General features: G+C 59.7%; 21 protein-coding genes. 4 read left to right on the forward strand and 17 right to left on the reverse strand.

Translation table 11 applies throughout. The features are described from left to right. Positions 1 to 11: 11 nt before the first annotated feature. The 11 genes from DESLA_RS0112855 to DESLA_RS0112905 form a co-directional block, all read right to left on the reverse strand. Positions 12 to 893, reverse strand: coding sequence for a F0F1 ATP synthase subunit gamma (locus DESLA_RS0112855; protein WP_028572771.1), 882 nt, complete (start codon positions 891 to 893; stop codon positions 12 to 14). A 17-nt stretch (positions 894 to 910) separates the two neighbouring features. Beyond that, positions 911 to 2,422: a F0F1 ATP synthase subunit alpha gene (gene atpA / locus DESLA_RS0112860; protein ID WP_028572772.1), complete on the reverse strand. Its 1,512-nt coding sequence runs from the start codon at positions 2,420 to 2,422 to the stop codon at positions 911 to 913. A gap of 5 nt (positions 2,423 to 2,427) precedes the next feature. Beyond that, on the reverse strand, positions 2,428 to 2,979 hold the full coding sequence (gene atpH / locus DESLA_RS0112865) for an ATP synthase F1 subunit delta (RefSeq protein ID WP_028572773.1): 552 nt from the start codon (positions 2,977 to 2,979) through the stop codon (positions 2,428 to 2,430). Further along, entirely contained in the window at positions 2,976 to 3,455 is a 480-nt protein-coding gene (gene atpF, locus DESLA_RS0112870; protein WP_156932959.1) for a F0F1 ATP synthase subunit B, read from the reverse strand. Before atpF ends, atpH begins: the two co-directional genes overlap by 4 nt. A gap of 116 nt (positions 3,456 to 3,571) precedes the next feature. Continuing rightward, positions 3,572 to 3,997, reverse strand: coding sequence for a F0F1 ATP synthase subunit B (locus DESLA_RS0112875; RefSeq protein WP_028572775.1), 426 nt, complete (start codon positions 3,995 to 3,997; stop codon positions 3,572 to 3,574). A gap of 110 nt (positions 3,998 to 4,107) precedes the next feature. After that, complete coding sequence (locus DESLA_RS0112880; protein ID WP_028572776.1) at positions 4,108 to 4,494, reverse strand: bactofilin family protein; 387 nt, start codon at positions 4,492 to 4,494, stop codon at positions 4,108 to 4,110. Between the two features lie 67 nt (positions 4,495 to 4,561). Beyond that, positions 4,562 to 5,674: a rod shape-determining protein RodA gene (rodA, locus tag DESLA_RS0112885; protein WP_028572777.1), complete on the reverse strand. Its 1,113-nt coding sequence runs from the start codon at positions 5,672 to 5,674 to the stop codon at positions 4,562 to 4,564. Further along, entirely contained in the window at positions 5,661 to 7,478 is a 1,818-nt protein-coding gene (mrdA, locus tag DESLA_RS20385) for a penicillin-binding protein 2 (RefSeq protein ID WP_035261805.1), read from the reverse strand. The genes rodA and mrdA overlap by 14 nt, the downstream gene beginning before the upstream one ends. After that, complete coding sequence (locus DESLA_RS20390) at positions 7,462 to 7,947, reverse strand: hypothetical protein (protein WP_051434661.1); 486 nt, start codon at positions 7,945 to 7,947, stop codon at positions 7,462 to 7,464. Before DESLA_RS20390 ends, mrdA begins: the two co-directional genes overlap by 17 nt. A 2-nt stretch (positions 7,948 to 7,949) precedes the next feature. Further along, positions 7,950 to 8,753 (reverse strand): rod shape-determining protein MreC, encoded by an 804-nt coding sequence (gene mreC, locus DESLA_RS20395; protein WP_051434662.1) that lies wholly within the window; start codon positions 8,751 to 8,753, stop codon positions 7,950 to 7,952. Positions 8,754 to 8,790: 37 nt separating this feature from the next. Next, positions 8,791 to 9,831: a rod shape-determining protein gene (locus DESLA_RS0112905; RefSeq protein ID WP_028572778.1), complete on the reverse strand. Its 1,041-nt coding sequence runs from the start codon at positions 9,829 to 9,831 to the stop codon at positions 8,791 to 8,793. Between the two features lie 141 nt (positions 9,832 to 9,972). On the opposite strand from DESLA_RS0112905, the gene mnmL reads away from it, so the two are divergent. From mnmL to DESLA_RS21855, 4 genes are read left to right on the forward strand one after another with little or no spacing between them, the layout of a single operon-like run. Continuing rightward, a complete protein-coding gene (gene mnmL / locus DESLA_RS0112910; protein ID WP_035261807.1) occupies positions 9,973 to 10,890 on the forward strand; it encodes a tRNA modification radical SAM protein MnmL/YtqA in 918 nt (305 codons plus the stop codon). Between the two features lie 33 nt (positions 10,891 to 10,923). After that, entirely contained in the window at positions 10,924 to 11,427 is a 504-nt protein-coding gene (locus tag DESLA_RS20400) for a methylated-DNA--[protein]-cysteine S-methyltransferase (protein WP_035261810.1), read from the forward strand. 28 nt (positions 11,428 to 11,455) lie between these two features. Beyond that, positions 11,456 to 12,388: a TIGR01777 family oxidoreductase gene (locus tag DESLA_RS0112920; protein ID WP_028572780.1), complete on the forward strand. Its 933-nt coding sequence runs from the start codon at positions 11,456 to 11,458 to the stop codon at positions 12,386 to 12,388. After that, entirely contained in the window at positions 12,385 to 13,173 is a 789-nt protein-coding gene (locus tag DESLA_RS21855) for an acyl-[acyl-carrier-protein] thioesterase (protein WP_051434663.1), read from the forward strand. Before DESLA_RS0112920 ends, DESLA_RS21855 begins: the two co-directional genes overlap by 4 nt. Positions 13,174 to 13,175: 2 nt before the next feature. On the opposite strand, the gene DESLA_RS0112930 is transcribed toward DESLA_RS21855, so the two are convergent. The 6 genes from DESLA_RS0112930 to DESLA_RS0112955 all read right to left on the reverse strand — a co-directional run bounded on the left by DESLA_RS0112930 (position 13,176) and on the right by DESLA_RS0112955 (position 21,709). Further along, the gene (locus DESLA_RS0112930; RefSeq protein ID WP_028572781.1) at positions 13,176 to 15,092 is read right to left on the reverse strand and encodes a sulfatase-like hydrolase/transferase; all 1,917 of its coding nucleotides are present in this window, start codon (positions 15,090 to 15,092) and stop codon (positions 13,176 to 13,178) included. A 212-nt stretch (positions 15,093 to 15,304) separates the two neighbouring features. Beyond that, positions 15,305 to 15,823 (reverse strand): DUF2062 domain-containing protein, encoded by a 519-nt coding sequence (locus DESLA_RS20410; protein ID WP_051434664.1) that lies wholly within the window; start codon positions 15,821 to 15,823, stop codon positions 15,305 to 15,307. Between the two features lie 19 nt (positions 15,824 to 15,842). Next, positions 15,843 to 18,542, reverse strand: a complete 2,700-nt coding sequence (locus DESLA_RS20415) for a glycosyltransferase (protein WP_051434665.1) — start codon at positions 18,540 to 18,542, stop codon at positions 15,843 to 15,845. Positions 18,543 to 18,659: 117 nt separating this feature from the next. After that, positions 18,660 to 18,803 (reverse strand): hypothetical protein, encoded by a 144-nt coding sequence (locus tag DESLA_RS22965; protein WP_156932960.1) that lies wholly within the window; start codon positions 18,801 to 18,803, stop codon positions 18,660 to 18,662. A 114-nt stretch (positions 18,804 to 18,917) separates the two neighbouring features. After that, positions 18,918 to 20,678, reverse strand: coding sequence for a histone deacetylase family protein (locus tag DESLA_RS0112950; RefSeq protein ID WP_028572782.1), 1,761 nt, complete (start codon positions 20,676 to 20,678; stop codon positions 18,918 to 18,920). 5 nt (positions 20,679 to 20,683) lie between these two features. Next, positions 20,684 to 21,709 (reverse strand): TIGR03943 family putative permease subunit, encoded by a 1,026-nt coding sequence (locus tag DESLA_RS0112955; protein WP_028572783.1) that lies wholly within the window; start codon positions 21,707 to 21,709, stop codon positions 20,684 to 20,686. Between the last annotated feature and the right edge of the window lies 1 nt (position 21,710).

Genomic DNA, 21,710 nt, shown 5'->3' on the forward strand with positions numbered 1-21,710 from the left:
ACGCCCCCTCTTTAGGCTGATTTCAGAGCTTCAGCGCCGCCGACGATATCCATCAGCTCTGTGGTAATGGCGCTTTGCCTGGCCTTGTTATAGACCAACGTCAAAGATTTCGACAATTCGTCACAATTTTTCGTCGCGTTGTCCATGGCCCGCATCCGAGCGGCATGTTCGCTGGCGTTCGTATCCAGAAGCCCTCTGTAGATCTGCACGTTTACGAAACGAGGCAGCAATTCGGCGAGAATGCCTTCCACCGACGGTTCGTAAATGTACTCGCTGGCGGGTCCCTGAACTTCCTCCACCTCGGCTGCTTCCGAAGCGATGGGCAGAACACGCAGGGAGACGACCTCCTGCTTGGCGAAACTGATGAATTTTCCGAAGACGATGATCACTTCATCGAACTCGTGGTTCAAATATCCGTTCATCAGGCTTGTGCCCAGTTCCGTGCCCAGGGTGAAGTCGAAGGTGTTCATCACGTTGACGTGATCAGCACGGATGGGCCACGGCTGCTTGCGCATCACGTCCCGTCCCTTTTTTCCGACGCAGACGATCTCCACTTCTTTGCCGACGGCTTCTTTCTCCGCCGCCAGCTTACGGGCCTTGGTGATCAGGTTGACGTTAAAGCTGCCGCACAATCCGCGGTCCGCGGTGACCAGGACGATCACGACTTTTTTGATTGCCTCGCGCACCTCAAGCAACGGGTGAGCCGAGGTGTCCGTGCGGCCGCTCAAATCCGTGAGCATCTCGTATAACTTGTCCGCATATGGTCTGAACTGCTCAATGCGTTGCTGAGCCTTGCGCAATTTCGCCGAGGCCACCATGTTCATGGCCTTGGTGATCTGCTTGGTTTTCTTGACCCCGCCGATCTTGCGCTGAATGTCCTTCAAAGAAGCCATTGTACTCTCCTCAATGGTTATTCAGCCTGAAAGGTCTTCTTCATCGTCTCGATGGCTTCACGCAGCTTGGCTTCAAGATCCGCGTCCAGGGCCTGCTTGGTCTTGATGTCGTCCAGAATATCGGGACGCTGGTTGCGCATGTACTCTTGCAGTTCGGTCTCAAACTTGAACACTGCGGACACCGGGAGGTCGTCCATCAGGCCGCGGGTTCCGGCGTACAAGGAAATGACCTGTTCAGCCACGGTCATGGGCTGATACTGAGGCTGCTTCAGAAGTTCAACCAGTCGCATGCCGCGATTGAGGCGCTGCTGGGTGGACTTGTCCAGGTCGGAACCGAACTGGGCGAAGGCGGCCAGTTCGCGGTACTGGGCCAAATCCAGGCGCAAGGTTCCGGCGACCTGCTTCATGGCCTTGATCTGGGCGGCGCCGCCCACGCGGGAGACGGACAACCCGACGTTGATGGCCGGACGAACACCGGCGTAGAACAGACTGGGTTCCAGGTAGACCTGACCGTCGGTGATGGAGATGACGTTGGTCGGAATGTAAGCGGAGACGTCGCCGGCCTGGGTTTCGATGATCGGCAGGGCGGTGAGGGAACCGGCGCCCATGGCGTCGTTGACCTTGGCGGAGCGCTCCAGCAGGCGGGAGTGGTTGTAGAAGATGTCGCCGGGGAAGGCTTCACGTCCCGGAGGACGACGCAGCAGCAGGGACATCTGGCGGTAGGCCACGGCCTGCTTGGAAAGGTCATCGTAAATAATCAGGGAGTGCTTGCCGCTGTCCCGGTAGTATTCGGCCATGGTGCAGCCGGAGTAGGCCGCGATGTACTGCAGGGAGGCCGGTTCGGAAGCCGTGGCGGAGATGACCGTGGTGTATTCCATGGCACCGTATTTGCGCAGGGTGTCCACGACCAGGGCGACGGTGGACTTCTTCTGGCCGATGGCCACGTAAAAGCAGTGGATGTCGCTTTCCTTCTGGGCCAGGATGGCGTCCAGGCAGAGAGCTGTTTTCCCGATCTGACGGTCGCCGATGACCAGTTCGCGCTGTCCGCGACCGATGGGGGTCATGGCGTCGATGGCCTTCAGCCCGGTGTACATGGGCTCGTGAACGGACTTCCTGGCCACGATGCCGGGAGCCTTGATTTCAACTTTCCGGATTTCCTTGGCTTCGATGGGTCCTAGACCGTCCAGGGGATTTCCCAAGGGGTCGATGACCCGGCCGACCACCGCGTCGCCTACGGGCACGGAGAAAATCCGTCCGGTCCGCTTGACCGTGTCGCCTTCCTTGATGTTCGTGACTTCGCCCAACAGCGCGACGCCGACGTTGTCCTCTTCGAGGTTCAATACCATGCCGTAGACGCCGCCGGGGAATTCCAGCAGCTCCATGGCCATGGCGTTTTCAACGCCGTAGACGCGAGCGATTCCGTCGCCAACGGAGAGGACGACGCCGGTTTCGCTCATTTCCACGCGCTGTTCGTAATTCTGAATCTGGCTCTCAATAATTTTGCTGATTTCATCTGCTTTGATCTGCATGGCCGTTACTCACCCCTCTTGATGGTTTCTTTCATCGCGACCAGTTGGGCCCGAAGGCTGGCATCCAGTACCCTGTCCCCAATCTTCAACACGAGTCCCCCCAAAATTTGCGGGTCCACGGCATAATCGAGAATCAACTGGCGGCTGGTCTTTTCCTCCAGCGATTTCTTGAGCTTTTTTTGAATTTCCGGCTCCAGGTTGATGGCCGTGATCATTCGGCCTCGGGCCACGCCTTGGTGCTCGTCCAGCAACTCAGCATAGTAGGCCTGGATGTCCGCCAGAAATCCCAGTCTGTTGTTGTCCGCCAGCAGATGACAGAAGTTGACGACCATCTGCTTGGCTTTGATCTTTGAAAGAATCGCGTTGACCACAGCCTTCTTTTCTTCCACCTTGAAGACGGGATTGCGGAATATGCGGTCCAACTGCGGCGACTCGTTCAATGCCTTGGCCAACCCGGAGAGGTCCTTGCCGTAGGCGACAAGTTCCGCGTCCCCCTGGGGCACGCCCAAGGAGAAGAGAGCCCGGGCGTATCTGCGCGCCACGATGTTTCCAATCAATGCAGCACCACCCTTGTTAAGGATTGTTGGATCAATTTTTCATGGCCTTCCTTGGTCAACTGGCTTTGGATCATTTTCTCGGCTGTTTCCACAACCATGTCGGCCAGCTCCTCGCGGAGTCGTTCCGTGGCCAGCTTGTATTCCTGGGTTGCGGCCGTTTCGGCCTGGGCCTTGATCTGCGCCGCTTTTTCATGTGCTTGGGCGATGATGGTTCGCTTCAGCGTCTCTCCCTGGCTCTGGAAGTCGGCAAGCACCCGTTCGCGCTCGGCGTCCAGGTCCTTGATCTGGGCTTCGACTTCCCGCAATTTTTTATCGGCATCAATGCGGCGTTGATCCATGTCGATGAGATCGTCCCGAATTTTTTCCCGCCGGGAGGTGAGCATCTGGCCGATGCGCTTTCCGGCTGCCCAATAGAGAATCCCGACGAAGATGATGAAGTTGATGATTCGCCAAGCAAGATCTTTCCATTTCGCCATTGCGTCCACACCAGCGGATGCCCAAAACAAACCAATGCTTATCAGCACCAGGACAGCCGTGATTAAAATAGCCACGTTGCGTTTCAACTCCAAGCCCTCCTTACAATTGATTACGGTTACACGGCCCAGCTAACGACTTTTTCCGTGACCTGCCGGGCGAACCCGTCGACTCGGGATGTCAGGGTCTTCTTGCCGGCGCGCACCTGCGCCGCGGCGTCCTCGCGAGCCGCCTTCAATTCTTGAGCCGCTGACTTGTTGGCCCCGTCCAGCAACGTGGCCTCTTCTTGGTATCCTTCGGCCTTGAACTGGGAACGGATTTCCACGCCCTGTTGCTGGGCAACGGTCAGAGCGCCGGTATAGGCCGCCATTTTTTCTTGAGCTTGAGCCGTGAAGTTCTCCACGTCACGCAGCTGCTCCGACAAACGTTGGGCGCGCTTCTTGATGACCGCCCGGATCGGTCGATAGAGGATCGCGTTGAGCACAGCCAGAACAATGAAGAAATTGATCAGCTGAATGAGCATGGAAATGTTGACATCAATCATAGTCTGCCCTCCGGGTGAGTATGTGAATTTTAGTGCAAGCCAAACGGCCTCTACCGAATTTTACGTTCTCTGTCAAAAGGTTTTCATTTTTTTCACGTACTCTGTTTGACTCAAGAAGATGATTCGGAATCTTCTCGAGGCATTGGGAGTTCGGCGACGGTCTCGGTGGCGGTTGCGGACATCACCACGTCGCCGTCCAGGACCGCTCCTTCCTCGATGATCAGGGTCGGAGCACGTACCGAACCTTGCAGCCGGGCCGTCTTGTGCAGGACGATTTTGTCCTCCGCCGTGACGCGTCCCTTCAGCAGGCCGCTGAGGATCAGACTGCCCACGGCGACTTCGCCGTCGATCTTGGCGTCCTGTCCGACGATCAGGGTGCCTTGCGAATCGATTCTTCCGAGAAAGGCCCCGTCGATGCGTACCGCCCCTTGAAAGTGAAGTTTTCCTTCGTACGACGTTCCAGAGCCCAGGAAGGCGTTGATCTCGTCTTTGGCCATGGCTGGAGTTCCTTTATTGGTGTCTTTTGAAAAGAGCGCACACATGGATTGATGCTCTCCGGGTTGATCATTTTTTGAAAAAAAAGCGACGCATGGAGACATTGAGCACGAGACCGATCAAGCAGAAGCTGGTCAAGGTCGACGTGCCGCCGTAGCTGATCAGCGGAAGGGGAATGCCCACCACGGGCATCAACCCCAGTACCATGCCCATGTTGACGACTATTTGCCAGAAAAAATAGAAAAAGATGCCCACGGCCAGATAACAGCCGAACCCGTCCTTGGCCTCGGCCGCGGTTCGGATGATGCTCAACAGGAACAGGGAAATCAGCATCAAGAGGACCAGACAACCGATAAACCCCCATTCCTCTCCAAACACGGCCAACGCGAAGTCAGTATGCTTTTCCGGCAAAAATCGCAATTGACTTTGGGTCCCCTCCAAAAAGCCCCGACCCCACAGCTGCCCGGAGCCCACCGCGATCTGCGACTGGATAATATGGTATCCGGCACCCAGCGGATCATTACCTGGGTCGAGGAAGCCGAGAATGCGCTGACGCTGATAGTCGTGCAGCAGATACCAGCCCAGGGGGAGGGACGCCGGAACAAGCAGGGCCGCCACTTTGAGCACCGAGCCGCGAACTCCGCGGAACAGGGCCATGCCGCCCAGGATCAGCAGCAGGGTGACGGCCGAGCCGAGATCCGGCTGCTTGATCACCAGGAGTGCCGGCACAAGGCCGATGCCGCCGAGAATCAGAAGCCGACCCCAGTCAAGCTTGCCCTGGTCCCGGGAAAGCAGTTTGGCGGCGAGGATCAGCAGAGAAATTTTGGCGAATTCACTGGATTGGAAGTTGAAAAGACCCAAATCCAGCCAACGCCGGGCCCCCATGATGGTCTTGCCCCAAAGCAAGGTCGCGACCAGGGCGACCACGGTGGCCACGAACAGCGGCCAGGCCAGCATCCGCAAGTGACGATAATCGAAGACCAGGAAGGCGATCATTCCGGCCAGGCCGATCATGCCCCAGTAAAGTTGCTTGCGATAAAAGGAGGTCAGGGTGATGCCCTCCTCCATCCGAAACCCGCTGGCGGAGTAGAGATTGACGACTCCCAGGGCGAACAGGGCCATGGCGAAGCCGGCCAAGGCCCAGTCGAAGTGAGTGATCAGGCGGCGATCAATCAGGGTCACGGGCTTCTTCCACCTTTTGGGGGTCAGGGAACAGGTAGTCGTAAATGGATTTGATGATTGGTCCGGCGGTGGAACCTCCGCCTCCGCCGTGTTCGACCATGGCCACGATGACGTAGTTGCGTCCGTCCCGCTGGCCGAAAGAGTTCATCCAGGCATGGTCGCGGAGATGGTACGGGATATCCTTGAGCTTGGCCCGCTCGAACTCGCTCATCAGTCGAACCACCTGGGCCGTGCCGGTCTTGGCCCCGAGGCGCACGCCGGGCTTGGCGATCCGTCTCGCCGTGCCTCTCGAACCTTCGACGGTGTTGACCATGGTCTGGACAAGAAATTCCCGGTGTCCGGCCTGCAAGGGCAGCTCTCCCCGCACATCCGGGGACGCGCTGGCCAGGAGTTGGGGCTTGAGCAGTTTTCCGCCGTTGATCAGGGCCGCGGTGTATCTGGCCAGTTGGAGCGGCGTGGCCAGCATGTAGCCCTGTCCGATGGACATATTCAAGTTTTCTCCTCCATGCCAGGGTTCATTGAAGCGGCGGCGCTTCCAATCGCGGCTGGGGACCAAGCCCATGGACTCGTGGGGCAGGTCGATCCCGGTGCGCACGCCGAACCCGCTCTCCACGGCATAGGGGTGCATCCGGTCCACGCCCAGTTTGTCCCCGAGGGTGTAGAAGTAAACGTCGCAGGATTGGACCAGCCCTTGGTTCATGTCCATCCAGCCGTGCCCGCGTCGTTCCCAGCAGCGGAACAAGCGGTTGCCCAGCCGGAGTCCGCCGGAGCAGAAGACCCGGTCCGTGGGCACGGCGATGCGGTGCGTCAGAGCGGCCCCGGCTATGACCAGCTTGAAGACCGAGCCCGGAGGGTACGCGCTCTGGATGGCCCGGTTCTGCAACGGATGGGCTGGGTTGTCCCGGAGCAGGGCCCAATCCGCGTGGCTTAACCCAGAGACGAACATATTGTTGTCGAAGGCCGGTTTGCTGACCAGGGCCAACACCTGGCCGGTGTCGGCTTCCATGACGATCACCGAGCCGACATGCTCGCCCAAGGTCTGGTCGACGAATTCCTGCAGCTCCAGGTCGATGCTCAGCCGAACGTCGCCTCCGGCTTCAGGAGGGACCAACAACGCGGTCCCCAACTGGCGCCCGGCGGCGTCCACGTCTACCTGGCGCAGCCCCTTTTGACCCCGCAGAACCGTTTCCATGGTGAACTCGATCCCTTTCTTGCCGACGCTGTCGCCCAGGGTCAGGTCCGGATCGACGTTCATTTCCTGTTCGTTGGCCTCGGCCACGTACCCGATGACGTGGGCCAACAACGGACCCTGAGGATAAGATCGTCTCGGCTTGGTGACGATTTTCAGTTCCGGCCAGGTCATGGTGTTGGCTTCGATGGTGGCCAGTTGCTCGAAGGTCAGAGAGTGGACCAGGATTTGTGGCTCGAACCGCCGGATTCTCGGGCGTCCCTTTTCAAAAGTCTCCTGGAGATGGTCCAGGTCCAGGTCCAGCCAATCGCTGATTCGTCGGAGGGCCGCGGGGATGTCCTGGGAGTCCTCGCGAACGATGGCCAGGGCGTAGGCCGGTTCGTTCACGGCCAACAACGCTCCGCTCCGGTCCCTGATCAGGCCGCGTGGAGCGTAAACCTGCTGCTGGCGGATGCGGTTGTTTTCGGCCCGGTCCGCGAACTCCTGGCCCCGATGCAGTTGCAGATACCAGAAGCGTAGGGCGAAGACGACGAATATTCCCAGCACCAGCAGCTGGAGAAACAGCAGGCCGTTCTTCGGAAACTGCTGAGGCTCGGCGTCACGATTGAGATGCATGGCGGGAGATGAAACGGTAAACGGCGTCTAGAAACCACCAGCCTAGTACGGTCGTCGCGAACATGGTCAAACTTTCCAAGAATAGGCGCTGTCCTTGGATGTTCATGGACTGGAGGCCGGCCATGGTATGCAGGATGATCATCTGCGCGAGGGCAAAGGCGGCGGCCAGCAGCAGGATGAAGACCGGACTGCGGGCTTCGAACAGACCGCGCCCGATCAGGAACATGCCGACCAGGCCCCCGTACCGCAGGAGCCCGGCCCCGAACACCAGAGCTCCCGCGCCTTCCTGGATCAAAAGCGCCGGGAGGATCAGCGCGAGGACATGCCTGAATCGTTCACGCTGCAGGCAGAGAATGATGCCGGACACGAAAAAGTCCGTTCCGGGGAAAAACAGTTGAAGCCAAACCGCCAAAACGAAGAAGACGACCCAAAAAATGCGAATCGGGGTCACGCCGATGACGGAAAGCACGTCTATTCTTCGATGACCGGGGTAAGGTTCAGCACCAGGAATACTTCCTCCAGGTTGCGCAAGTCCACGAGCGGCGCGGCCTCCACTACTTGGAACAAAGAGGTGCTGGGCCGTTCGATGCGCTGGACCCGGGCCACGGGCAATCCCTTGGGAAAAACGCCGTCCATGCCGGAGGTGACGAGGATTTCACCCTCCTGGAGCAGGTCGTTCAACGGGACGTACTGCATTTGCAGTTCCCGTTGCGGCCCATTGCCCACCAGGATGCCCTGCGTGCGGTGGTCGCGGCCCATGATCGCCACTTTACTGTTGGGATCGGTGATCAAGAGTACGTTGGAAAAGGTGGGGGATCCGCGCAGCACCCGCCCCACGACTCCCAGGGGGGTGATCACGGGGGTGTTTTCGACCACGCCGACCCGGGTTCCCTTGTCCACCAGCAAGGATTCCACCACGGCGTGCGGTCCGAATCTCGCGGCCACCACCCGTCCGCCTTCCAGAGTCCAGTCATCGGGCGGCTGAAAATCGTGCAGGGCGCGCAGGCGGTTGACCTCGGCGGCCTCCTCATGCAACCGGGACAATTGCAGATAGAGATCGGTGACCTTGGCCCACAGCCGTTCATTCTCCTGGCGCACCTCTCCCAAGTTGACGTAGGAATCCCAAGAGGAACGGACCTGTTCCCCGGTCCATCGCAGGGGAAACGAAACCCAGGCCACGATTTCCAGGCCGGTCTTTCCCGTGATCCCATCCAGGACGCCGGTACGCCAGTTCCAGGTATAAATGCTCAGAAGCAGAAAGATGATCAGGAGCAAAAAAGCTATGAATCGCTTGGAGCGGACGGGAAATAGGCTAATCGATGGTTACCTCTCGCAAAATATCCAGGCTGTCCAGTGCTTTGCCCGAGCCCAGCACCACCGCGGAAAGCGGGTCGTCGACAACGGTGATGGGCAACGAGGTCTCTTCGCGCAGCAGGTTGTCCAGCCCGCGGAGCAGGGCGCCGCCTCCGGTCAAAACAATGCCGCGGTCGACGATGTCCGCGGCAAGCTCGGGAGGGGTCTGCTCAAGGGCGATGCGCACCGCCTGGACGATGACGTCCACCTGGTCGGCCAAGGCTTTGCGGACCTCCTCGGACGTGATCAAAATATTCTGGGGAATGCCCGTGACCAGATCCCGTCCCTTGACCTCCATTTCTTCTTCCTTGTCCAGCGGATAGGCCGAGCCGAGGCGCATCTTGATCTGCTCCGCCGAACTTTCTCCGATGAGCATGTTATATTTACGCTTCAGGTGCTGCATGATGGACTCGTCCATCTTGTCCCCGCCCATGCGCACGGACTTGCTGTACACCACGCCGGAGAGAGAAATGACGGCCACTTCGGTGGTGCCGCCGCCGATGTCCACGACCATGTTGGAAGTCGGCTCGGTGACGGGCAGGTTGGCGCCGATGGCCGCGGCCATCGGCTCCTCGATCAGGTAGACTTCCCGTGCTCCGGCGCTTTGCGCGGATTCACGCACGGCTCGTTTTTCCACCTGGGTGATGCCCGTGGGCACGCAGACGATGATCCGCGGCCGCACCAGATGACGACGGTTATGAACCTTGGAAATGAAGTGGCGGAGCATGGCCTCGGTGATTTCGAAGTCCGCGATGACCCCGTCCTTCATGGGACGAATGGCCTCGATGTTCCCGGGGGTCCTGCCGAGCATCCGTTTGGCCTCGGCCCCCACGGCCAAGACCTTGTTCTGGCCGCGGTTGTCCTTCTTCACGGCGACCACGGAGGGTTCGCGGAGCACGATGCCCTTGCCCTTGACGTAGACGCAGGTGTTGGCGGTGCCCAAATCAATCGCCAGATCGCTGGAAAACGGACCCAGCAGGATATCCAGAATTCTCGACATAGACCCTCGCTTGGGGATAATATAGGATGACGTCGCGACGAGCGCGCAAAGTCAGAGAATCTAGCAAATATGGTGGGTGCAAGCAAGGCGGCGAGTCGGCTTCGCGCCCTCCCCGCGAAATCTTCCCAAATCGATCCCGCTGTGCTCTCCTTCCGCTACAACTCCCTTTCCGCCTATTTACGGACAAAATACGGCGTCCGAGTGCGAAAAATTCCCCTGGACGCCGGTTCCACCTGCCCGAACCGAGACGGTCTTCTTTCTCGAAGCGGCTGCGTGTTCTGCAATCCATCCGGCTCGGGCACCGGCCTGTTTGATCGCGGCCTGTCCCTGGCCGAGCAATGGATTTCCTTAACCCGGCGCTTGGGGCAAAAATACAAGACGGACGCTTTTTGGGCCTATCTGCAATCCTTTTCCAACACGTATGGTCCGTTGAGCCGGGTCCGGCGGTTGATGGACGAGTTGGCCGACCTGCCCGGAGTTCGTCTGGTCGGTCTGGGAACCCGTCCGGATTGTTTGGATGATGAAAAACTGCGATACATCGCGGACTGTGGCTTTGCCGAAGTCTGGCTGGACATCGGGCTGCAATCCGCCAATGATCGAACCTTACGGCGCATCAATCGCGGCCACGACTTTGCCTGCTTCGCCCGGTGCGTGGGCCGGACCCACGCCCGGGGGCTGTCGGTCTGCGCCCACGTCATGCATGGGCTGCCCGGGGAAAACGATGTCGACTTTTTGGAAACCATCCGCCAGGTGAATCGATTGCCAGTCGCCGGCATCAAGTTTCACAATCTTTTCGTGGCCGCGGGCAGCTCACTGGAGACGATCTGGCGAAACGGCGGCTACATCCCGCCGACAAAAGATGCCTACGTTCAGTCCGTGATCGCGGGGCTGGAACTGCTCAGACCGGACATCATCGTGCATCGTCTGAACGCGGACCCTTTGTCCGACGAACTCCTGGCTCCGCAATGGGCCGGGGACAAGCGGGACGTCCTGGATACGCTGCGCCGACGCATGGAATCCGAGGACGCGCGGCAAGGTCGGAACTTTCCGAGTTCCTGACGGGCGAGACTTTTGCGACAAGGAGAATTCATCATGCCAACACGGGACAGCATCCGGGTCGATCCGTTTTTTCTTAATCTGACGTGGCGGGGGGACCGTCTGGAATCCATATCCCTGGAATGGTCGGAGAGGTCGGGTGCCGGGCCGCGATCCGCCTTGACCACCCCTTGGGCCGAGCCGTTCCGGAACAGTCTGGCCCGCTACCTGGCCAAGGAGGAGCCGGCTTGGCCGGAAGTTCCGCTGGCCGGAGACGGTTTGAGCGACTTCGCCTGGAAGGTTTTACGGCGCTTGCGCGCCTTGCCGACCGGAGCTTGGCTCAGCTACGGCCGATTGGCGGCGGAATGCGGGCATCCCAAGGCCGCCAGGGCCGTAGGGCGAGTCATGGCCCGTAACCCGTGGCCCTTGCTGTTTCCCTGCCACAGGGTGCTGGGACGCTCCGGCCAATTGACGGGCTTTGGCCCTGGTTTGGATATGAAACAATACCTGCTGGCCCACGAAGGTATTCCCCATGCTCCGGTGAGCCGGGCTGCCTTGTAATCAGAAACCAACAGATACTGGAGGATTCATGCGTTTTTTCATTCTGGGCGGAACCGGTTTCGTCGGCAAGCATTTGATCAACTCGTTATTGCAACAAGGTCATGACGTGGAAGTCCTGGGACGAAGTGCGAAAAGCTTGGAACGAATCCCTTCCGAATGCCGGACCGTCATTAACGACCCGATGCGGCCCGGAGACTGGCAGGGCCGGGCCGGCCAGGCGGACGTGGTGATCAACCTGGTTGGCCGGTCGATCATGACCCGCTGGAACGACGTGACTAAAAAGGAGATTCTGGAATCCAGGGTTCAGTCCACGCGCATGGCCGTGCAGGCACTGGCCGGAGATCACGGCAAGGGCAAGGTTCTGATCAACGCCAACGCCGTAGGGTACTACCCGTTGGACTCCAAAGCCGAGTATGCCGAGGACGGGCCGCGAGGCACGGGATTTCTGGCCGATGTGGCTCAGGCATGGCAAGAAGAAGCGGAAAAGGCCCGCGGGTTCGGGGTCCGGGTGGTCATTGCCCGGTTCGGGACCGTGCTGGGACCGGACGGCGGCGCCATGGCCCAACTGCTTCCGATTTTCCGCAAGGGTCTGGGCGGGCGCCTGGGTAGCGGAGAGCAGTGGTTCCCGTGGATTCACGTGCTTGATCTGTGCCGGGCCTTGGAGTTCATGGCCCGGCACGACGAGTTGGACGGTCCGGTGAACTGCTGCGCGCCCCAGGCCGCCACGAATACCTATTTTACAAGGGCGCTGGGAGGGCTATTGCGTCGGCCGACGATTTTCCCGGTTCCGGCTTTCGCCGTGAAACTAGCCATGGGAGAGGTCGCCCAGGTCGTGTTGCAAGGGGCAAAAATCGTTCCCAAGGTCCTGACCGACGCCGGATTTGATTTTCGATTCGGCATGCTGGAGGGAGCTTTGAAGGACATCCTCGCCCAGAAGCAAACTCAGGCGGAGTCCAAGTGAGCCGATCGGTCTGGACGGAATCCTTCCGGGTGCGGACCAGCGAGGCGGACATGTTCGGCCTGGCTCGCCTGGACGCCCTGTTCGGTTGTTTTCAGGAGGCTGCCGGGCATCACGCCCGGGATCTCGGCGTGGGTCGGGAACACCTGGACGCGCAAGGATGCTTCTGGGTGCTTTCGCGCTGCTGGATGCGCATCCGGCGGTATCCGGCCTGGGGACAAGAACTTGTGGTCCGCACTTGGCCCCAGGGGGTGCACCGGCTTTTCGCGCTGCGCCACTTTCGCCTTCTGGATCCGGGTGGCGAAGAATTCGGCTCGGGCATTTCTGCCTGGGTGATTCTGGATGCGGCAAAGCATCGACCGGTCCGTCCAGGTCCGTTTCTGGAGCACCTCGTCCTGCCCGACGAGCCGGACGTGGAGGGTGACGTCTTGGGAAAACAATCCGCCGTTTCCGATGTGTCGGAACTGTGCCGGGTGGTCGTGCCGTACAGCGACCTGGACGTCAACCGGCATGTCAACAACGCGGCCTACGTGCGCTGGATTCTGGACAGTTTCGATCAAGAGCACCATGAACGCCACCAACTCCGCTCCATCCGCATCGACTATCTCGCCGAAACCTTGCTTGGCGAAACCATTTCGATACAAAGCCACAGTGATTTTGAGAACAATGCCCAAGCTGTCGTCGGTCTGCGCGAGACGGAGGGTGCCCCCCTGGCTTCATCAACGCTACCTCCTGTTTTTCAAGCCAAAGTTGTCTGGGGTGAGCGAGCTCCCTGCTTCAGGCAATGATCTCAGGAATCGAGACAACCAACTTCATTCAGTCGATCTATACGCCGATCCGTAACCCAAGGCGTTGCTGGCCATTTCAAAAACTGGCCCAGCAACTCCATCGAGATATGCAACTCATCGGTTATGGGCGTTACAAACGGCTTTTCATCGTCGACCTTGCCCAAGTAAACACAAAATGAATCCTCTTCGAACTCCAAGTCCGGGCCTGTGAAATTCTGACAGAAATCGACCCAGACAACGATGTCGTCGTGTTGCATTCGCGCGAAGTAGGATGCCAGTTTCTCGGAGTAGTCAAAAAGTTGGTATTCGAAGAACACGTCAAGAATTTCACCGCCTTCACCCAAATGCAAAAGTGTCGGCAGCTGAAAAACCCGTTCATCGACATGCAACCGACGCTGCGAAACATTTATATGCATACCCTCCTGAACTACGGGGTACCCCCAAAGCAGGGCGAGCTCAGATCGCAAGCTGCTCAACGTCTGCTTTAAATCAGCCTCTTGCTCGACTAAGGTGGGCTCGACGCTGAGAAGGCCGCGGCCCAGACCAAATAAGGGCACTTCGAAGCCGAGCAATGAAAGGACGGTTGGGGCAATGTCCAGGGTCGTCCCCGGTTTGTCGATCGTCGTTCCGTTTCCGTGATCTGCATCAATAACCATGAACATGTTTTTCCGGTTCCCCTGATCTAAAAGATGGGTGGCTGTATTGCCCATGGCCAGATGATCCGAGGCGATGACGATCAGCGTGTTTTCCCAATGGGGAGAGCGCATCACGTCGCGGACGAATTTGGAAAGCAGATAGTCCGAGCATTTTACGGCATTGAGTACGGGGTTGTCGCCGGTCTGGTAGCGCATGCCGTCGCATTTCCTGGAAAGATGGCCCCTGGGATGATGGGTGTCCATGGTCAGAAGAACCAGGGCGAACGGACTGGACGCCTGGGACAGTTGTTCAAAGCGTTTAAAGGCATATTCCAGCAACACGTCGTCATACAGTCCCCACTCGTTCACGTAAGCCGGATCTTCCAACATGCTTTGCAGTTCGGATTTGCCCATAATTTCCGAGAATCCGTGGGTGGCATAAAACTTGCCTTTTCCGGCAAATTCCAGATCTGCTCCTCCAAGAAAGGTCAGAGCGTATCCCTGGGCTTGCAGCACGTCGCCCAGACAGGTTGCGCCGGGCAAAAATCGATCAATGCCGGACATGGAATTTCCCCCGGAAGCTGTAACCAACGGGATGCCGCACTGGCTGGCGACCATGCCGGCAATCGTCCAATGAGTGCCGCTGATCTGTTCCACCCCAGTGAAAGACAGGGCTTCTTGCTCCATCTCCCGGAGCCCCTGAATCAACCCGGGAAACAGGGACTCGTCGAAGTAGGTCCGTTCCAGGCTTTCGGCGTAAATGTAGACAAGGTTTTTTGGCTGCCCTGTCCCCGGGGCAATATGTGGTACATGGTAGAGGTCGAAAAAACGGTTTTTGTCCGAAGTCTGCTTCAGAGGCTGGGTCGCCAGCCTGGAAATGTCCTGGATGCCTGGATTGACCAGGAACGCCGCACCCAGCATCAGGGGAGCGGTCCAGCTTCTGGGATGTGCTGTTTTGCCCGGAATCGGCCGGAGCCTCCAGGCCGAGAGAAAGCCTACCGCGGTTGCGAGAGAAAGCATGGCCATCCCGGCGTATACGCTGCCGGAGTATTCCCCGAAGCCGGCTCCGGCAAGACCGAATCGGAGGTGATAGGTCACGGACTCATCGATCCCCACCGTGGTGAAGGAGTCGGCAATCAGAAAAACGCCTGTAGCCAGAATCAGACAGAAGCCGCTGAGCCCGAATCCGTAGCGGACCGGACGCACCCGGAGGCATCCGGAGAGCAGCCGTGCACTGATGGCGTAGCAAACCAGGGAGAGAAGAATCTGTTGCGCCGGGGTCATGAGTGGGTTGGTGAGGATATCCAGGGAAGGGTCACACTTCGTTTTTCTGGGATCGGTTTACCAGTCCGTTGAAAAACTCCCAATTGCTGCGTCGCTGCAAAAAGTTCAAACTCTCACGTATGAATAAATACGCTTCGACCTTGAACTTTTTTTGCTCCTTGCACTTGGGGTTTTTGAACGGACTGCCGGATAAGGACTTTTTCAACACTCAGTTACGGCACCCTGGCAAAGAAACCGACCTGCGCCCGCAGGGCTGCCAGGTAGCCAAAAACAGCCAAGGGAAAGGCCATGATCAGGCTGCCAAGGGCCGTGAACAGCAAATCATCGCCCACGTCCCAGGCTTGCGGGGCGAGAGAAGAGGCTGCGAACACCGGAAGGGTCTGAAAACAGGCTTCACCCAGGGCGTGGAAGCTCCAGTAGAGCGGGACGATGGTCAGGGGGTTGCAGACCCAGGACGCGGCCAGGGCAGTGCAGACATTCCCGCGCAACAGGATGCAGCCGGCAACGATGAGCGCGGTCTGCACGCCGAAGGTCGGGGTCAGGCCGATGAACAGGCCCACGGCCACACCCCGGGCCAGGGCTTCGGGATCAGTCCGTAGCGCACCGCTTTGGTTCAGGAGCCTGGCGACCCGGGGATGCCGAGCCAGCCAGCCCTGAAACCGGACGGAAACGTTCGGTTGTCGAATCCGCTCAGAGAGCCGTTGGGAAAAACTGATCGTGAAAGCAGTCATCAATATTCCTTTTCTCTCCTTATTTTGCCTTCAGCAACAGACTTGTCGCCAGTCGGGCCGCTGACCGATGACGCAGCCGCAATAGGGAGCTTGACGGGACTGGAATGGCGCTCCACTGCAGGTCGTCGTCCGATTGTGTCGATAGAGCGTTGGCCAGGGCCACGGCCACGGCGGCCAGATAGGGCGAGGACTGCATGACCAGTACGGCCATCCATAAATTGACATCCCCGTCCGCGAATCCACGGCTGAGGGCCAGCCCGCCGGCCGCCATCCAGAGCAGGAGTGCCAGGAGCGCCTCCTGGCGGACCATGGACACTCCCCGGAGCAGACCGGACGCCGTCTCGCTCTTGGGAGTACGCAGAAACGGCTTGTCCGAGGTTGTCAGTCCCGAAAGCACGGCCTTGCCGATGGTGTGCATCAGGGCGGTTCCGGCCAGGGCCGCGCCCAGAATGCGCGGCAGACCGCAGCGCACCCGGACTTGGTAGAGCCAGATGAACTGTAGCAGGCGGAAGCCGAAAGCGGCCACAACCGGCAGCAGGAAAACGGACATCGGGGTGCCGATCCAGTTCGGGACAAGCAGCATTCCCGAAGCCCAGAAAAGACTGGCCGTGACGCAGATCAGGTGCGCCGCATCCGCGAACCAGGGCAGCCAGCCGGTCAGGAAATGGTACTTCTGGGCGGGGGTCAGGCCGCTGTTCCGGTCCCAGGGCAGCAACCGCCGCCAATGCCGTTTCAATATCTGGACGGCGCCGTAGGCCCACCGGAACCGCTGACTACAGTAGCTGGAAAAGGTGTCCGGGGTCAGTCCCCACCCGAAGCTCTGGGGCACATAGAGGGTCCGGTGACCTGCCGCCATCAACCGCAGACCCAGCTCGGCGTCCTCGCAGATGCACCAGGTCGACCAGCCACCGGCAGCGCGCAAGGCTTCATGGCGGATCAGGGACATGGTGCCGTGCTGAATGATGGCGTTGTCCTCGTTGCGGTGAACCATGCCGATCTGGAAAAAACCGGCGTATTCCCAGTTGCACATGGTTTTGAACGTGTTTTTCTCCCATCCGCGGTGGTCCTGGGGAGCCTGGACCAGGGCCAGCTCCGGATCCTGGGCAAAAGAGGGCACAAGGGTGCGCAGCCAGTCCGGGCGGACAATGTAGTCGCTGTCCACGATGCCGACTATACCGGTGTCCGGATGGGTGCGGGACAACGCGAAATTCAGGGCGCCGGCCTTAAACCCCTTGCATTTCCGCAAATGGAAGAACCGGAACCTGTGGCCCCGGGCCCTGCAGAATTCCTGGACCGGACGCCACACAGCGGATGAGGTGGTGTTGTTGTCCACCACCAGCACCTCGAAGTCCGGATAATCCAAGGCATCCAGGCTGCTCAACGTTTCCAGAACCATGCCCACCGGCTCGTTGCAGATGGCCACATGCAAAGAGACTTTGGGCGGAACGGCAAGAGGGTCCACGAACGCTGACGGACCACGAAGGGGTCTTCCCGGGGTCAGCAGCCGTTCCATTTCCAAGCCGTTGGTCAGGACGACCGTGAGCAAGGCCAGATTCAGCGGGAACAGGCCCAGCCAGACGACCAGTTCCAGGCGGGAGAATGCCTCCCCCAGCGGCGCGCCCGCGTACCAGACCAACGTGGCTGCCGCGGCCTGGAGCAGTAGGCCGAAAGGGAGAATCATCATTGCCGAAGCATTGGAACGGCGACGCAGATAAACGGTCAGCATCAGCACGCCTAAAAGTGAGGCCGCGCCACATTCCAGGCCCCATGTCGCGGAGCGGACGATGGGTCCGGTCCAGGCGAACTTGGGCTGGCGGTTCTGGTCGAAGATGCCCCAGTGTCCTCCCACCAAACCTTCCATGGGCTGTTTCCAGGGTTGGTCAAAGGCCTCCATCACATAGTACTCGATGCCGAGCTTTTGAGCCGCGGGCAGGAACTCGCGAAGAAACCCGGCCTGCCTGTCCTGGCCGGGTTTGGCCGGGCCGTTGCGTTCGCCGTGACTGGGCCAGCCCACTTCGGCAACCAGAATCCGTTTGTCGGGAAAGGCGCCCGCCACGTCGGCGTAACGGTCCAGAGCCCACTGCACGGCCATGTCCGCCGGAATATCCTCCCAGTAGGGCAGGATATGGACGGCAATGAAGTCCACCTGCGCGGCAAGCTCAGGGTGGTCCATCCAGACATGCCAGGGCTCGGCGGTGCTCAGGGGCTTGGTGGTCCGCTCCCTGGCCTCCCGGAGGTAGCGTCCCAGTTCCGCCATGGTCAGATCCCCGCGCAACAGGCTTTCGTTGCCCAGGATCAACTGTTTCACATTGGCGTGGGCCTCGGCGTTGCGCAGCAGATTGCGAAGTTCCAGAACATTGTTTGATCGGTTTGCATCCAGCCAGGCCCCGGCGGTGACAGCCAGCCCGAATTCCGCGGCCAGGGCCGGGATCTGTTCCAGGCCATTGGTGGAACCGTAGGAGCGAATCTCCCGGACCTTTCCCTGGAGCAGCCGAAGGTCGGCGCGCAGATCCTGGGCACTGGGGTGGATGTCGAGAAACGGGTCCTGCCCTGACTGGTAGGGGCTGAAGGATACGCCATGAATTGGCCCCAGCCAGTCCTGCTGCTGGGTGATCGGGCGGTTGAAAAACCACCAGATTCCAGAATGAATGGCCAGAATGGTCAAGATGACTGCCAGATTCGTCGTGGCCTGGCCTGCTGGCAAATAGGATTTGGGCATGTGAAATGCTCGCTCGCATCCAGAGAGGATGCGCGACATAGAGGAATGGGCGTACGCCTGGGAAAAAACAGCGAAAAGAGACGGAGGCTCCGTCGATGTCCGGGTGCGACGGGATGTCTAGGGGGAGGAAAGGTCGTTGATGATCTTGTTCGAGCGGACGTGGTGGTCGCCTGACTGCGAGAATATCAGAATCATCACGGAGTGATGGTGATGCCCGGTGGGTTGGGCAGTGATGCGGAGCTGAGCGGGGTTGACAGGCATGGCCGAAGCTACCTTAGTGGTTGGGTAAGTGGAATTGCGGCTGAGCCATTGAGACTTTTTTCAGCGGATGTCAAGAGCTGGTCACGATTCGCGGCAAAGAGGAAAGGAGTCCGCCTAGCGACTGAAGAGCCCGGCGGCCAAGCCGACGAAAAAGTGCCTGGCGTTGGTTCCAAGGGAGCGGATGCGGTAGCCGCCCTCCTGGACCACCAGGGTCGGCAGGCGCAGTTCGCCGACCATCCGGCCGTTGCGCTCGAAATCCCTGGCCGTCAGCCCCCAGGTCCCGGTGGGATCGCCCTTGGCCGGATCCAGTCCAAAGGCGATCACCAAGGTCCGGGGGGCGAACTTGCTGATCCGACGCAGAGCCGCGGAAAGGGCCTCGCGGTACTCCTCGCCGCCGAGCCTTTCCGGCAGGGCAAAGTTCAGATTGAAGCCGACGCCCGGTCCTGCTCCTTTTTCCTCTTCATATCCGCTGAAATACGGGTAGGCGAAGCGGGGGTGTCCGTGCAGGGAAACGGTGAGCACGTCCGGGCGATGGTAGAAGATGTCCTGGGTGCCGTTGCCGTGATGGTAGTCGATGTCCAGCACCGCCACCCGACCGTGTCGGCTCAGGCTCTGAGCGGCCGCAGCGGCTGAGTTGAAGTAGCAGAACCCTCCGAAAACACGACGCTCCGCATGGTGTCCCGGAGGCCGCACCAGGGCGTAGGCGGCGCGGTAGCCCTCGCGCAGGGCCTGGGCCGCCGTCAGGGCGCAATCCACGGCCCGTTTAGCCGCCAGAAAGGCGTTACGGTTGATGGGCGTGAAGGTGTCGATGCAGAAATATCCGGCCCGAACCGGCAGCTCCTTGGGCGGTTTGGCCTGGTTGCGGATCGGAAAAACGTAGGGGTAGACCGACTCGCCCGGCTTGAGCCGCGCCGAGGCCCGTTTCAAATACTCCACCAGTTTCCGGTCGTGGACGGCCAGGATGTGCTCCTCGCCGAAGTGCCGGACGTTGATGCGCTGAAACAGTCCCGAAGGTTCGATTTTCTTGAGAATAGAATCGATACGCACCGGCGCTTCCACGTATCCCCGTTCATGGACGTGATGGATGTCGTGCCGATCGTTGACCACCAGGGCGATGCTTTTGTCCTGCTGCAGCACGGCCCCTTCCGGCCACGTCGGTGATGCTGGCCGATCCACATCCGCCGCGACGTATCGCGGATCGCGGATGCGCACCGGATCGTCCTCGAAAGATGCCACGACCATGTCCACGTATCCCGGCGGACAGCTTGCGGCGTATTTGCGCTCCAGGATGGCCTGGACAATCTTTCGCGCGTCCCGGCGGCGCAATGGCTTATTCCGGCCCAGGAGGTCGACCACCAGATACGGCGGACAGGTGTCCTCGGGTTTGAGGGGCGTCTCATAAGCCGTGCCCACGATGGGCCTGGCCCCGAAGCGTTCGTAAAAACGCAATCGGGCTTTGTTCTGGCGCACGATGGCCGGATCGGCGCACAAGGCCGGATCATCGGGCAGGCACTCGAAGAACACTCCCGTCAACTCCAAGGCTTTGGCCTCTTCCCGGACCCTGGCGTACAGCGCCCCGCCCACGCCCGCTCCGGTCTGCATGGTGGCCGCGGACATGAAATCCAGGTACCCGAAGCGCAGATCCGGGGCGTGCATGAACAGGGCAAAGCCCTTCAGTCGATTGTCCGATCCCTCCGCGGCGAAAAGGATGGTCCGGAAACGAAATTTCAGCGGATTGAGTAATTGCTCCGGCAATTTGGCCACGTCCTCGGGCCCAAGCAACGGAAACTGCTCGCGCAGAATTTCCTGGACCTGGGCGATGACCCGGGCGTCGCCCGGCCACGTAGCGTCCTGAACGCGACGAATGCGGAACATAATCGTCAGCTTCCGTCCTCGAAAACGTAGCTGGAATAGAGGCGGGGATAGACGTAGGGCTGGTCCGGGGCCGGGATGATTTCCAGGCGGTCGGCCAGAATCATCGGGATGTCCTCTTCCATGAACCGCGTCGCGCCGATCCGCCCATGAACCCGGACCCAGGAATCATTGGGCGGAAGCGGCTGCTCCGCTTGGACCAGCAGGCCGTAGACCGTGGCGTCGGCCAGACAGCAGGTAATGGAGATCCGGGCCACGGCCAGTTCGTTTTCCGCCATGGTCCCGTCGTGGTACACAAACCCGGTAAATACCACCGCTCGGCCCTGGAAGCGATCCAGGTAAGCGGAGATGATCAGCATGGCGTCCAGGAAGTCTTCATCGGTGACGCGCAAGGTTTCCCGGGCCAGGAGATCCTCGGTCAGTTCCTGGTAGATTTCGCGGTCATACCAGATGCCCAGTTCTTCTCGGAGCAGAGCCTGTTCTTCTTCCAGGTCCGTTCCCGTCGGCTCGTAATCCATGGCCTGTCCACTGTCCCAGGGCGTTTCCTCCTGGAAGAACAGATGGTTTTCCGGAGGCAGGCCGGGAATCCGTTCCGGACCAAAGACGCTCGGAGCCGGTGAACGGCTCAGCGCAATGCCTTTCTTTTCAGCCACCCTGCTGTCCAGAATCTGATGCGGCAAAAAAAAGCCAGTAATCAGGACCAGTCCGAACAAGACCGCCATGGCGATCTTGCCGACCGGGGACGGTTCATGGTCGTGGCTGCAACCGCACCGGGCGTCAGCCCCGGCCTTTGGAACCAGCAAAACCCAAAGACCGTGCAAAGCCATCACCAGGAACGCCGCGGTGGAAAAAATCACGAATGGTTGCATTTTCGGGGCCTGGTAGAGATGGATGGCCCCGCTGAACAACAAAACGGCTTGCAGGGCGGCCAAGCCCAAAAGCAACAAGACTTGGAACACCTCAAAAGAAAGCCCATGCCGTTCATGGTCGCGGTCTGGGCCGGCATCACGGGAGCGGCGTTTCACGGTGGTCATG

Source organism: Desulfonatronum lacustre DSM 10312, from assembly GCF_000519265.1.
Lineage (GTDB): Bacteria > Desulfobacterota > Desulfovibrionia > Desulfovibrionales > Desulfonatronaceae > Desulfonatronum > Desulfonatronum lacustre.